Origin of the sequence: Mucilaginibacter aquatilis, assembly GCF_009755275.1 — a bacterium.
Lineage (GTDB): Bacteria > Bacteroidota > Bacteroidia > Sphingobacteriales > Sphingobacteriaceae > Mucilaginibacter > Mucilaginibacter aquatilis.
In genome coordinates this window covers 140,917-154,778 of sequence record NZ_WQLA01000007.1, presented here as the reverse complement: position 1 = coordinate 154,778, position 13,862 = coordinate 140,917, and the positions used below count along the sequence as shown (strand labels likewise).

Sequence of the window (13,862 nt, the reverse complement as noted above, 5' to 3'; positions counted from 1 at the left end):
AGATAGGTAACTGTGCTGTACTATGGGGTTTTACTTGTAACTATTTTGTGATATGACTGTTGCAGTTAATCCATTAACACAAATTGTAGTCTGCACTATAAAAAGTGTTACGAGTTAAAACCTTGATTTTTTGATGGGGTTTAACACTAATCTGCTATAATTGTATCATGATAAATAGATATTTACCTTCAATAAGCAAAACATACATATTTAAGGCTATAATGGTGCTTTGTGCTGTATTTGTTTCGTTGCAGGTAAAGGCACAAACAGCCGCATCAGACATTGATCGTTTATATCAAAAATACAAAGGCAATACCGAAACAACCATATTTGTTGGCGATAAGGAGGTTAACGCGCGTGTGCTTATAAATTACAATGCACATAACAAACCATACCGTATTATTATTTATGGCGAAGCCCTTGCAGACAGCGATATGGACGAACTGATTGACCAGCTTTGTGATGCAAAGATTAAAGCCGGCTACAGACGTTCACCATCAAAAAATGTTGTAAACTTTGATCAAAACGGCATTTACGAAAATAATATTGATGTATCCACCTTTCAAAAAGGAACTCAATACGCCAAGTACGGCATAAAAAAAATGGAGGCCCGAAACCAATTAGTTGGCGAAAATGGTACACCCAAGTATTCAAGCGACTTTTTTTACTTTGAAGTAGGGGATAATGCAAGAAAGCGAACTTCAAAACCTGAGAAGTTTGATTTCTAATGCCAATTGGGCGTAGCTAACCTATTAGCTTTGCAATATTTGTAAAATACATTATCTGTTAGCTTCAATGTGAAGGGCACTTAATCATTAATTGCTTAAATATTGTATTTTTGCGTATATAAATAAGCGTACCGGCAATAATATGAAACGGATATTTTTTGTACTTGTAAGTGTTTTACTATGTAGTGAGCTTTGGGCACAAAAAAAGGTTTCTGAACCCGAACTTGATGTTGACCGGATATACAATCTTTATAAAGACACTAGTGACATTGTTATAAAAACAGGTGGCAAGGAGATTAAAGCTAAAATAAAAATCACCTTAAACGCATTTGATAAACCATACTCGGTTATAGCATATGGCGAAGCAGATGCCGAAGTGGATGACGTTTTGCAAAAGTTGAAAACCGAACTTGGTGTAGCTAAGTTGCAAGCCGGCTACAAACAATCGCAAGGTACATTTCCGGTAACGTTTAACCCAACAGGTAGTTATGAGCATACCTTGCAAATTTCTTACTTCCAAAAGGGAACGCAATCAGCCAAGTACGGTATCCAAAAAATCATGTATAATGATCAGGATATTAATGGCTTGAAAGTACCAAGGCATGTAAGTGACTTTTTCTACTTTGAAGTTTGTGACGAGGGAAGACGTAACGCAGCTAAGACCGAAGAAAAATTTGTTTTCTGATCAAATAATCGCTTACCCGTACACCGTTAACCCAAGCCTATCTTACTGGCTTTTTATATATTTGGGGTAGCTGGTATGAAAAAATTACGCTTACTCTTGTTTCCGTTTACCGTATTGTACGGGTTTGGCGTGGTTGTACGTAACTGGCTGTACGATGCAGGAGCTTACGCAAGCGTTAAATTTAACCTGCCGGTAATTGTAGTAGGTAATCTTGATGTTGGAGGAGCCGGTAAAAGCCCGATGACAGAATACCTGGTAAGGTTGCTTAGAAGTACAGGTAGAATAGCTACATTAAGCAGGGGATATGGGCGTAATACCAAAGGCTTTTTAACAGCCGAACGGAATAGCACCGCATCAGGCATAGGTGATGAGCCTGCACAGTTCAAACAAAAATTTCCGGATATTACTGTTGCTGTTTGCGAAAAGCGGGTAGAAGGTATAAAGCAATTGGAAAATGATCATGATGTAATTATACTTGATGATGCATTTCAGCACAGGGCTTTAACTCCCGGGCTAAGCCTATTACTTTTTGACTTTAACCGTATATGCGATAACAAGCTTATGTTACCTACAGGTAATTTGCGCGAGCCGTTTATAGGCCGTTACCGGGCCGATATTTGGGTAGTAAGCAAATGTCCTATTAATCTTTCCACTGAACAGCAACAAGAAGTGTTGCGAGTGTTAAAGCCCTTAAACTATCAACAAACGTATTTTACAGCAATTGATTATTTGCCGCTTCAAACTATAAATAAGCTGGCAGCCGGACCAATGCCCGACGCCCAGACAACTGTGTTTTTACTAACAGGTATTGCCAACGCACAACCTTTATTACAATATATCAAACAATTCACATCAAACGTTATTCATCATAGTTACCCCGATCATCATCAATATAGCTCAAAAAATATTGGTAAACTTGCAGCCGATTTTAGCAACTATAATTCTTCAAAAAAAGTAATTATTACAACGGAGAAAGATGCTCAACGACTGCATGACCCTTCATTGATGGCTATTTTAAATGAATTACCAATTCGTATACTGCCAATTGGTATAAAATTTTTGCTTGGAGGGGGAGAGCAGTTTAATAAACAGATAAACAATTATGTTAGAGAGTATACAACGCACAACTGAATATATTAAAGGCCGCATAGGTGATTTTGAACCTGAGGCAGGTATTATTTTAGGCACCGGTTTAGGTGGCTTGGTAAAGGAAATTGAAATTGAAAAGCAAATGCCTTACGCCAACATTCCCGGCTTTCCCATCTCTACGCTTGAATTCCATTCAGGAAGGCTTATTTTTGGTAAACTGGCTGGTAAAAAAGTAGTAGCTATGCAAGGGCGCCTTCACTACTATGAAGGGTACAACATGCAGCAAATTACGTTTCCGGTTAGGGTAATGAAAATGCTGGGTATAAAAACGCTTTTTGTTTCAAATGCCAGCGGTGCTTTAAATCCGGCCTTTAAAAAGGGCGATCTTATGGTTATTGATGACCATATCAATCTGCAACCTACTAATCCGCTGGTAGGCACAAATTATGATGAGTTAGGTCCTCGATTTCCGGATATGAGCGAACCTTACGACCAGCAGTTAATACAAAAAGCTTTACAAATTGCATCATCAAACAATATAACCTGCCATAAGGGAGTTTATGTAGCGGTTACAGGACCAAATTTAGAAACACGTGCCGAATATAAGTACCTGCGCATTATTGGTGGCGATTCGGTGGGTATGAGTACTGCACCCGAGGTGATAGTGGCAAACCATATGGGTTTACCTGTATTTGCTATATCTGTTTTAACTGATGAAGGCTTTCCTGAAATGCTGAAGCCGGTATCAATTGAAGAGATTATAGAGATAGCGCAGCGTGCCGAACCTCATATGACCCATATACTTAAAGAACTCATTGCCGGACTGTAGCCTGTTACCACAAAAAAAAAGATATTGCCCGCAGGCATATGCATAAACACACTTTGAAGCTTAGTCAGCTGCGTTACTTATTTTTTACCCTTTGTTTGCTGGTAATCGGCAACTGTGCTTTTGCACAAATACCCGACAGGCCTTATGGCGTTGACACCATACGTAACGGACGCTCGGTTGGGCAAACTCAGTCAATTGATAGTGTAAGGAAAAGGCAGGAAAATCAGGGCGATACTGTTATATACACTTCAAAGTATGTAAAGGTTACTACCGAAGACTTACTGAAAGACAGCACGCAGGTGTTTCCTTTAGATACAGGGTTAACTAATTTTGAGAATTACAGCCCGCTTATGCAGCCAAGGTCGCCGCGTATACATTTAGGTAACACGGGTTTGCCACAACGCCCGTTGTTGTTTGAGCCAATGAAAACTGTTGGCTTTGATGTGGGCCTGCATGCACTTGATGTATACATGTTGAAACCTGAAGATATTTTATATTTCAGAACTCGTGTGGCTTACACCAATTTATCGTTTTACAGTGGTGCCTTTGGTAACTCAAACAGCGAACAAATTTTCAGGCTTATTCATACGCAAAACATTAAGCCAAACTGGAACTTTACCGCAAATTTCAATTCAACAGGTTCGCGCGGATTTTACCGCCGGCAAAACGTTAGTGATCTTAATGCTGCTATTGCCACTTGGTACGAGTCAAAAGGAAAGCGCTATAACCTACTTGGTAACCTGTTTTTTAATAATATTAAGGCACCTGAAAACGGTTCGGTTATCAATGATGTTTTTAACGTTGAGCCTGGCCAGCTGTTTGATAAGTTGCAGGAGGGTGTGCGGCTTAACAGCTCCTACATAAATTACCGGAATAATGGCGCTTACATCAAGCAATCTTACTATTTAGGCCGTATTGATACACTAAAAAGTGCCGGCACCGAATCGGTAAAGATATTGCCTACGCAGCGGTTTACCCATACATTTTTTTATAACACTCAAAAGTATAGGTTTATACAAAACGAGCCTGATAACTATAGGGTATTTCCTGATTACTTCTTCAACTCAACTGTTTCGCAGGATTCGCTTTCGGTAATGAACATTCGGAACGACTTTTCCTACAGTTTTTATTTGCGTGGAAAATCAGTAAGTTTTGTAAAAAATGAGGTAAAGCTTGATGTTGGTTTAACTCATGATTTATTTCATTATAACCAATTCATAGTTGATTCATTGCAGCAGGGTACTAATCTCCGTAACCAAATTAGAAAGGTACAAGGCTCAAGCTATCAAAACATAAAATTGAACGCCAAATTCAGTTATCGTTTTAGTGATCGTTTAGGTCTTGATGGTAACTTTCAACAGGTGGTGCAGGGTTATAACTTTGGAGATTACCTTTATGATGCCAAGCTAACGATTGCAGGAGGCGAAAAGGCAGGTCGTATTATTTTTGGTGCTTACGCACAAAACAATGAAGCCCCGCTTATTTACAAAAACTGGATTTCAAACCACTACGTTTACCGAAATACCGACATAGGTAAACAGCAAATCAACAACCTGTCGTTCAACTATATTAATGACAAGCTTAAACTAGATTTAAAGGCAGAGTACTTTTTAGTTAGCGGTTATCAGTATTTTGCGGCTCAAACTCCGGGCGGTATTGATGCTGCACCTGCACAACTAAGCTCTCCATTAAATTTACTAAAAGTTGCTTTAGGAAAACGGTTTGACTTTGGTCGCTGGCATTTTGAAGATTATTTTGTTTACCAGCGATCTGATTACCAGTCAACGATACGCACACCTGAGTTTTACAACTACGTAAATATCTATTTTACACGCTTGTTTTTCAAGGTGCTTAATGCTTCAATAGGTGTAAACGCTCGGTACAACACAAAATATACTGCACCTAATTACGCCATTGGTATAGGGCAGTTTTATAACAGTTCTGACATAAGCTTCCTTACTTATCCGGTTATAACGCCTTACATTAAAGCCACGTTGTTCCGCACCAATTTGTTTATTATGTATGATTATGCCAACCAGGGCCTGCAAAGCAACGGCTACTACACAGTTAACCGTTACCCAATGCCCGATAAACAATTAAAGTTTGGCGTAAGCTGGGCGTTTTATAATTGATAATTTTGATTTTAAAGAAGCTGGATTAAGCTTCATTTAGGTCTTCTGCTTTTTCTTTTTAGCCGCCGGGAATAAAACGTTGTTAAGTATAAGGCGGTAACCTGGCGAATTTGGATGCAGCTTTAAATCAGTAGGAGGATCGCCTACGGCGTGTTGATAATCTTCCGGGTCGTGGCCACCGTAAAAGGTCCATTGGCCTTTGCCAAAATCACCATGTATGTAACGGGCTTCATTGCCGGTTTTCATTTCGCCCATAACAGTTACATCCGGCTTAATACGCGCTTTATTGTAAGCTGTTGTAAGTCCCATAAATCCTTTAATAACTTTATCGTGGTTTTGGGTAAGCATACTTGGCACCACATCCCACTTGGCCGAAAAGTCAAAAAGCGTAAAAAAATCGCGGGTACGGTCAACCTGCCTGAAATTAGTCATATCAATATCGCTGAACTGATGCGACATTGGATTCATGTCTAATTGAAAATTTTGAAAGGCAAAGGTTTGATTAAAATCGAGCTTGCCTTGAGCGCGCGAATCTGCGGCGTCACCATCAAACATGGTTTCGCAAATATCAGTTTTAGCCGCAGCCGCGGCAATGTCAAACGTATCAGTACCTGAGCACATAGCAAACAAAAAGCCGCCGGCATTACAAAAGTCATGTATACGCTGCACTACGGCCAGCTTCGTTTGTGATACTTTTTTGAAGCCTAGCTTATGTGCGGTTTCTTCCTGTTTTTTAACATCGTCCTGGTACCAAGGCTGGAACCTGAATGCAGCAAAAAACTTACTGTATTGCCCGGTGAAATCTTCATGATGCATGTGCAGCCAGTCGTACTTGCTTAGGTCGCCTTTCAAAACCTCTTCGTCGTATACCACGTCATAAGGTATCTCGGCATACTTTAACACAAGCGTTACAGCATCATCCCAGGGAAGTTTGTTTTTAGGCGAATAAACCGCCATTTTAGGCGCCTTTTGAAGCTTTACAACATCCATATTTACTGATGGGTCACTCACCCCTGTTAATATTGCGGTTACTTTGGCATCGGGCAACACTTCATAGCTTACCCCCCTTATTTTGCATTCATCTTCAATTTGCTTGCCGTAAGTAGTCATAAAACTTCCACCACGATAGTTCAGCAACCAGTCTACCTCGCCTGCATTCTTTAAAATCCAAAAAGCTATTCCGTATGATTTTAAATGGTCTTTCTGTACTTCATCCATTGGTATTAATAAGGACGTAGCCTTTGTTACAAAGGCTAATAACAAAAGAATTAATGCTAAAAGGTACTTCTTCATTTTAAGCCACAAAAACCAAATATGAGCTTTTGTTTAGTTCAACCCTGCTATATTAAACGAAGCGGGTATATTCAAATGTAACGAATAATTACTTAAGCTATTATAAGTTCACGGTAATGCTCAAAATGATTAACTTTGCCCTCCTTGTTTTATAAACATAAGCAATATGAGCAAAGCAATAATGAAAACCGAAAAGGGCGACATGACCATCCAGTTTTATGATCAGGATGCCCCAAATACAGTTGCAAACTTTTTAGGCCTGGCTAAATCAGGCTTTTATGATGGTGTAACCTTTCACCGCGTTATCCCTAATTTTGTTGTTCAGGGTGGCGATCCAACCGGTACCGGTGCAGGTGGTTCAGGTACCCGTATTGACTGCGAACTTACCGGGGGTAATCAATACCACGATCGTGGCGTTCTATCAATGGCACACGCAGGACGTAACACAGGCAGCTCGCAATTTTTTATTTGCCACAGCCGTGATAATACTGCTCATTTAGACAGACATCATACCTGCTTTGGTAAAGTAATTGAAAATGTTGAAGTTGTTGACGCAATACGCCAGGGCGATAAAATTTTAAGTGTAGAAGTTATTGAAGAATAATTAGTGTTGGGAGTAATGGATTGATAGTTATGCACTGTTAATCCACCACTCACAACCTGCAACCTATGAAATATGAATTTACAAACAGTTGTATCGGTTGCCGGTAAACCGGGACTATGGAAAGCGCTTGCACAAAATAAAACCGGTTTTATTTTGGAGAGCCTTGATGAGAAAAAGACGAAGTTAGTGGTAAACTTATCAACTGCGAAACTTGCGGCTTTAGACGAAATTACCATCTTTGGGACAGAGGATGATATCAAACTAACCGACGTGTTTGAGCGCATGAAAGCTGCAGCTTCGGTTCCTGATGCAAAAGCAGACGGTAAAACCATGCGTGAGTTTTTTCGCGAGGTTGCACCTGATCATGATGAAGAGAAGGTTTACGCCTCAGACATGAAAAAGATATTAACTTGGTATGCACTTTTAAAAGATATGCCAATATTCAACGAGAGTGCCGTGGCCAGCAATGCGCCTGCTGAGCCTGAAGTTGAAGAACAGGAAAATTAATAGCTAAAAAAAGAGCCCGGTGATATCACCGGGCTCTTTTTATTTTAAAACCCTTCTGGCGGTATCGTAATTGCTGTCTACCTGTTCGTTAATGTGTAATCCTAACAGCTTCGCTACTATAGCATAAACGTCTACATTGTAAAAGGCTGGTACTTTCAAACCTGATTTAATGTTTGGCCCCCACGCATAAAAAATAGCTTTCATGTCAGGCACTAATGTAGGGTCGTATCCATGTGCACCAATATTTGGTTTGCCGTTTTTAGTATAAACAAACACATTGGGATGGCGGGGCACTAGTAGTATATCGCCAATACGATTATACCTGTCATTTTTAGAATCATAGTGCCATCTTTTTGGAGTTTTGTATTTTAAATAAACGTCGTACTTGCCATCGGTATTGTTTTTTAAGCGACTGAAGGTTGCCTGTATAGCAGATTTATCCTTGGCGTAAATATGCACTAATACATCTTCTCCAGTTACTCTGAACTTTGCTGTATCAATTAAATTGTAGGGTACTTGTAGTGGTTTAGCATGATTGATGTTGGTCATGCCATGGTCCGAAAGTACAATGTAGTTTATAGGCAAGCCGGTTTTGCTCACTGCAAGTTGTAGAGCGTTAATAGCAGAATCAATCAGTAAAACAGCTTTCCGGGTTTCATCAGATTCTGGCCCGAAGTGATGTCCGGCAAAATCAACCTGTGGGAAATATAAGTTTATAAGATGCGGGCGTTTATCCTCAGGTAATGTCAACCAGTTTACAACAGTATTTATGCGGCTGTGTAAGCTTATCTGTTCATTATAGCCATAATAGTAGGACGGGTAGGTGTTCTGTATAGCTACGTCAGATCCTACCCAATAAAAGCCGGCACTAAGCATATGTTGTTGTTCGGCCAGTACCCATAATGGCGTTCCGCAATACCAATGTGCTTCTTTAGCAACAGCACCTTTAGAAACGTAAAATCTATTAAGCTTGCTATCGTAAAATTTATTACCAACCAAGCCTGAGTGGGAGGGGTATAAACCCGTTACCAGCGTATAGTGATTAGGAAATGTAATTGAGGGGTATGATGGTATAAGGCCTTCCGCCACTACGCCACTTTTTACAGCAGCAATTAAGTGCGGTGCGTTGTATTTGGTTGCGTAATCATAGCGCATACCATCAACTGAAATCATTATAACGTATGGCTTCTGCTGCTGTATGCTGCTATTGCTACGATTGGCTATTGCGTGTTGAACAGTATCAATGTTTTGACTTGAGGCAAGCTCACAAAAAAATGTGCTTAGTAAAAAAGATAACAGTGGGCCGTATAAAAAGCTCTTCATCTGTGCAAAAATACTCAATTAGCATTTAAGCCCGTGTTTGCTTCTGTCATTTAATACACAAGCAACAAGATTAGGCCTCGTATTCAATTTTTACCTGTACCAGGTTGTCGTTATGAACTTTTGCATATTGTTGAGGATTGCGGGTGAACTCAGGGTCAGTATCAAGATAAATATCTGTGATGCGAACATGATCAGGATTAAAGCTTGTACCTGCATTAAACTCGTAATGAGGTTGACTTTGTAAATGCAGTTTAATATCCTGGTATTGCTTACCGGTAAGCATCACGGTTTTTTCAGCTTTCATTTTGTTATAAGTTTAAATATTAAACACCCAGGCGGGCAAATTGATTGGTTAGTTATACAAAGATATATCTGGATTTTACTTTAACAACTCAAATTACTTGTTACTCGCAAACCTATTAAATAGAAAAAGTCCTTAACAGCTAAGTTAAAGACCTATCAAGTTGGAAGCAGTTTGGGAATTTACAAACTTAAAATTGAAGCAATTTCTTCATGTCCATTTTCCCGGGCCAGATCAGCAGCTAATTTTCCATCCTCCATTCTTATGGAAACGTCAGCTCCGTTTTCCAATAAAACAACCAGCATCTCTAAGTTACCATTCCTTGCTGCATAGTGTAATGGAGTAATTCCTGTATCATGCTGTGTGTTAATCTGTACATTGTGTTCAATAAGCATTTGAACAACATCTGTATGGTTGCCTGCCACTGCTAAGTGTATTGGGCATATGCCTGACGCACCTGCTATAGGTTGGTTAGGTTTTGCACCTTTAAAAATTAAGTATCGTGCAGCCTCGTAATGGCCAAAGTAACACGCCAAGGCTAACGGAGTAAACCCGTCGGCATTGTATTCGTGTATTAAATCTGCGTTATTATATATCTGGTAAGCTAAAACATCGAATTTTCCAGCTGCAGCAGCATCAAAAATGTCAATTTCATCAAGGTATTTAAGCAAAACGTTAGTAACGTCGGGCTTTTTGTAATAGCATGATAGCATTAACGGTGATATATCTTCGTCTGCAACACTCTTTGCTAACTCCGGATTTTTTTTCAGCAACAAATTTAGATTATAAATGTCATCTGTTGTTATTAAATATTCTAACTGTCCCATACTCAGTGTACTCTATATTTAAACTATAAATTAAAAATCGTGCCAAATAAAATTCTTATTAATACTTTTATATTTGTACTCTAAGTGTAGATGAAGATGCCGCCAAAAGGAAATCAGTTAAGATCTAATTCTTTTAAAGATGAAAGCCGTCCGCGCCAGAGTTCTGCCAGCCGTAACGAGCGCGAAAGACTGAGCCGGCCAAGGCTGGAAAGTTTGCCGGTATTTAATTTAGGAGATGGCCGGATAATCAAAATTGCAGGACTGTTGTGCCTGATAATTTCGGTATTTTTCCTGATTGCATTCACGTCATACATTTTTACCTGGGAGGCTGATCAAAGCTATGTTCTTGAATCAAACGGAGGATGGGGCAATTTATTTAAAACCCAACAAGAGCTTATTGATAATGGAGTAACTAATCCGGTTGTGCAAAACTGGTTGGGTAAGTTGGGAGCCCTTATGGCAAATCAGTTCATGTTTGAGTGGTTTGGTCTGGCGTCTTACTTTTTTGTTCTTGTATTTTTTGTTATTGGTTACCGCTTACTTTTTAAGGTACGATTGTTTTCTGTTGCCAAGTTATTAGGTTACTCATTTTTTGGACTGATATTTTCATCAGTTGCAATTGGGTATATTCATGGCTTTGTAAACAATTATCCGCATTATTTTGAAGGTGAATTTGGCTATTGGAGTACGCGGTTATTAAACGCACAAATTGGCCCTGCCGGTACCGGCTGTGTGCTGGCGTTTGCTGCTCTTACTGTTCTTATCATTGCCTACAATATTGATTTTAAATTACCTGAACGACCTAAGAAGCAAGTGAGGGGCAGTGATAGCGACATCATTGAACCTGACAGTATTGAACTGGAGGATGAGGTTATATTTGAGCCAGTTGAGTGGCCAAGAGCTAATAATCGTTCCCGTGAATCGGCTACGCCGGCTCCGCTTGCTCCAGAAAGTCAGGAACGATTAAAGCAAGAACCATCATTTAGGCCAACGGTAACAGCGCCACTTACGCCAGAGCCTGTATTAACTCATAATTTGGCGCATGCTGCTGCAATAGCAAATGTTGCCAAGGTAGCTGATGAGGTAATTTTATCTCCAGAGATTAGTTACGATCATAACGAAGATGAGAGCGATTCCGAAGAGGTATCAAACGGTGACGAAATCCCTTTAACCGTAGAAGATTCGCGCCCGCAGGCAGAATTGAGTATTGAAAAGGAAGCTGATAAAAATACTAACGAGCTGGTTGAAAAGTTTGGAATGTATGACCCAAAACTTGATTTATCAAGCTATAAGTATCCCACCCTTGATTTGCTTGAAAACTACGGAACTAATAAGATAAACGTAGATGCCACTGAGCTTGAAGCCAACAAGAACAAAATTGTAGAAACGCTCAATCACTACAATATTGAAATTGATAAGATAAAGGCAACCATTGGCCCAACGGTTACTTTATATGAGATAATTCCTGCACCTGGCGTACGTATCTCAAAAATCAAAAACCTGGAAGATGATATTGCACTGAGCCTGGCAGCGTTAGGTATACGTATTATTGCGCCAATGCCTGGTAAAGGTACTATAGGTATTGAAGTGCCAAACCAGCATCCTGAGATGGTGTCAATGCGTTCGGTTTTGGCAACCGAGAAGTTTCAAAACACAACGATGGATTTACCAATTGCATTAGGTAAAACCATATCGAATGAAGTGTTTGTGGCCGATTTAGCTAAAATGCCTCACTTGTTGGTTGCAGGTGCAACCGGGCAGGGTAAATCAGTAGGTATAAATGCAATTTTGGTTTCACTGCTTTACAAACGTCACCCTTCTGAGCTGAAATTTGTGATGGTTGACCCTAAAAAGGTTGAGTTGACCCTATTTAGAAAGATAGAACGGCATTTTTTGGCAAAACTGCCTGATGAAGCCGATGCCATTATAACCGATACAAAAAAGGTAATTAATACCCTGAATTCATTGTGTATTGAAATGGATCAACGTTATGACTTGCTTAAGGATGCACAGGTGCGTAACCTAAAAGAGTATAACGGTAAATTCGTAAACCGTAAACTTAACCCGGAAAACGGACATAGATTTTTACCTTTCATTGTTTTGGTTGTTGACGAGTTTGCCGATCTGATGATGACCGCGGGTAAAGAAGTTGAGATGCCTATAGCCCGGCTTGCACAATTGGCACGTGCAGTGGGTATTCACCTGGTAATTGCTACTCAGCGTCCATCCGTAAACATCATAACAGGTACAATTAAAGCCAATTTCCCGGCCCGCTTAGCATTCAGGGTGTTATCAAAAATAGATTCACGCACCATTTTGGATGCCGGAGGCGCTGATCAGCTGATTGGTCGTGGTGATATGCTATTAGCCACAGGAAGTGATTTGATACGCATTCAATGTGCCTTTGTTGATACACCTGAGGTAGAGAAGATATCTGACCACATAGGCAACCAACGCGGTTATCCAAGTGCAATGCTGCTTCCGGAATACGTTGGAGAAGGGGAGGCGAGCGCGCCAAAAGACTTTGACCCTAACGATCGAGACCCTATGTTTGAAGACGCAGCACGCCTTATTGTATTGCACCAGCAAGGATCTACTTCACTTATACAACGCAAAATGAAATTGGGTTATAACCGCGCAGGCCGTATTATAGATCAATTAGAAGCAGCGGGTATAGTGGGTCCGTTTGAAGGAAGTAAAGCTCGTGAGGTTTTATACCCCGACGAATATAGTCTTGAACGTCATTTAGAAGAACTTCAAAAATCTTCCGGTAATTAAACCATCCCTACAAAATCTTGTTCTAAGATTTAATTAAACGTATTATTTAACGTGTATTATCGTTACTTGCTTTTGCAGGTACCTACCTAAAATTATGAAAAAAGCTTTCACTGGACTATGCCTTCTTTTGGCAGTCTCTATAAATTCTTACGCTCAAAAAGATGCCGATGCTAAAGCCATATTGAATGATGTAAGTAAAAAATATCGTTCATACAATACAGTAAAAAGTGATTTTACTTTGGCTATATCAAATCCTCAAGAGGGCGTAAATCAGGTGCAAAATGGTGTACTTATTACTCAGCCAAAAGCTAATAAGTACCGATTGGATATTTTTTCTAATGCTGCAAAAAAGGAAATCCTTCAGGAAATTGTAAGTGATGGTAAAACGCAGTGGACTTACATGCCAAAACAAAAGGAAGTACAAGTGACTGATGCCAGCACAGCTGAGGGATTAAACCCGGCTCAAATTTTTACTATATATGAAAAAGGGTATAAATATATATATGCAGGGCTGCAAAAGCGATCAGGGAAACAATACCAGGTAATTGATCTTACACCCACCGACGCAAAGCAAAGCATTTTCAAAATCAGGTTGCTGATAGACAAGCTCAAAAAACAAATTTACAGCGCTCAGTTGTTTGATAAAAATGGTAGCCGCTATACGTACACTATAAAGTCTTTAGTTGCCAACCCAAATGCTGGTGGGGAGATTTTCTCCTTTAATCCAAAAGCTTATAAAGGCGTTGAAGTTGTTGATTTGAGGTAG

Annotated in this window: 13 protein-coding genes; 9 read left to right on the top strand and 4 right to left on the bottom strand. The window is 39.8% G+C overall.

Annotated elements, in window-relative coordinates:
• The first annotated feature begins 167 nt into the window (after window positions 1-167).
• The 5 genes from GO816_RS16620 to GO816_RS16600 all read left to right on the top strand — a co-directional run bounded on the left by GO816_RS16620 (window position 168) and on the right by GO816_RS16600 (window position 5,463).
• Complete coding sequence (locus GO816_RS16620; protein ID WP_157543077.1) at window positions 168-728, top strand: hypothetical protein; 561 nt, start codon at window positions 168-170, stop codon at window positions 726-728.
• Window positions 729-870: 142 nt separating this feature from the next.
• Window positions 871-1,413: a hypothetical protein gene (locus GO816_RS16615; protein WP_157543076.1), complete on the top strand. Its 543-nt coding sequence runs from the start codon at window positions 871-873 to the stop codon at window positions 1,411-1,413.
• Between the two features lie 75 nt (window positions 1,414-1,488).
• Window positions 1,489-2,544 (top strand): tetraacyldisaccharide 4'-kinase, encoded by a 1,056-nt coding sequence (gene lpxK / locus GO816_RS16610; protein ID WP_157543075.1) that lies wholly within the window; start codon window positions 1,489-1,491, stop codon window positions 2,542-2,544.
• The gene (locus GO816_RS16605; protein WP_157543074.1) at window positions 2,516-3,331 is read left to right on the top strand and encodes a purine-nucleoside phosphorylase; all 816 of its coding nucleotides are present in this window, start codon (window positions 2,516-2,518) and stop codon (window positions 3,329-3,331) included. The genes lpxK and GO816_RS16605 overlap by 29 nt, the downstream gene beginning before the upstream one ends.
• A 53-nt stretch (window positions 3,332-3,384) precedes the next feature.
• Window positions 3,385-5,463, top strand: a complete 2,079-nt coding sequence (locus GO816_RS16600) for a putative porin (protein ID WP_198171547.1) — start codon at window positions 3,385-3,387, stop codon at window positions 5,461-5,463.
• 36 nt (window positions 5,464-5,499) lie between these two features.
• On the opposite strand, the gene GO816_RS16595 is transcribed toward GO816_RS16600, so the two are convergent.
• On the bottom strand, window positions 5,500-6,681 hold the full coding sequence (locus tag GO816_RS16595; protein WP_232336604.1) for an asparagine synthetase B: 1,182 nt from the start codon (window positions 6,679-6,681) through the stop codon (window positions 5,500-5,502).
• A gap of 241 nt (window positions 6,682-6,922) precedes the next feature.
• Between GO816_RS16595 and GO816_RS16590 the strand changes: the two genes are divergently transcribed.
• Complete coding sequence (locus tag GO816_RS16590; protein WP_157543071.1) at window positions 6,923-7,360, top strand: peptidylprolyl isomerase; 438 nt, start codon at window positions 6,923-6,925, stop codon at window positions 7,358-7,360.
• Between the two features lie 72 nt (window positions 7,361-7,432).
• The gene (locus GO816_RS16585; RefSeq protein WP_157543070.1) at window positions 7,433-7,867 is read left to right on the top strand and encodes a DUF5606 family protein; all 435 of its coding nucleotides are present in this window, start codon (window positions 7,433-7,435) and stop codon (window positions 7,865-7,867) included.
• 39 nt (window positions 7,868-7,906) lie between these two features.
• Here the strand turns inward: GO816_RS16585 and GO816_RS16580 are convergent, their stop codons facing one another.
• The 3 genes from GO816_RS16580 to GO816_RS16570 all read right to left on the bottom strand — a co-directional run bounded on the left by GO816_RS16580 (window position 7,907) and on the right by GO816_RS16570 (window position 10,318).
• Complete coding sequence (locus GO816_RS16580) at window positions 7,907-9,190, bottom strand: alkaline phosphatase family protein (RefSeq protein ID WP_157543069.1); 1,284 nt, start codon at window positions 9,188-9,190, stop codon at window positions 7,907-7,909.
• A 70-nt stretch (window positions 9,191-9,260) separates the two neighbouring features.
• On the bottom strand, window positions 9,261-9,494 hold the full coding sequence (locus GO816_RS16575) for a hypothetical protein (protein WP_157543068.1): 234 nt from the start codon (window positions 9,492-9,494) through the stop codon (window positions 9,261-9,263).
• A gap of 179 nt (window positions 9,495-9,673) precedes the next feature.
• Entirely contained in the window at window positions 9,674-10,318 is a 645-nt protein-coding gene (locus GO816_RS16570) for an ankyrin repeat domain-containing protein (RefSeq protein ID WP_157543067.1), read from the bottom strand.
• A 96-nt stretch (window positions 10,319-10,414) separates the two neighbouring features.
• Between GO816_RS16570 and GO816_RS16565 the strand changes: the two genes are divergently transcribed.
• Both GO816_RS16565 and GO816_RS16560 read left to right on the top strand, forming a co-directional pair.
• Window positions 10,415-13,096 (top strand): FtsK/SpoIIIE family DNA translocase, encoded by a 2,682-nt coding sequence (locus GO816_RS16565; protein ID WP_157543239.1) that lies wholly within the window; start codon window positions 10,415-10,417, stop codon window positions 13,094-13,096.
• Between the two features lie 94 nt (window positions 13,097-13,190).
• A complete protein-coding gene (locus GO816_RS16560; RefSeq protein WP_157543066.1) occupies window positions 13,191-13,862 on the top strand; it encodes a LolA family protein in 672 nt (223 codons plus the stop codon).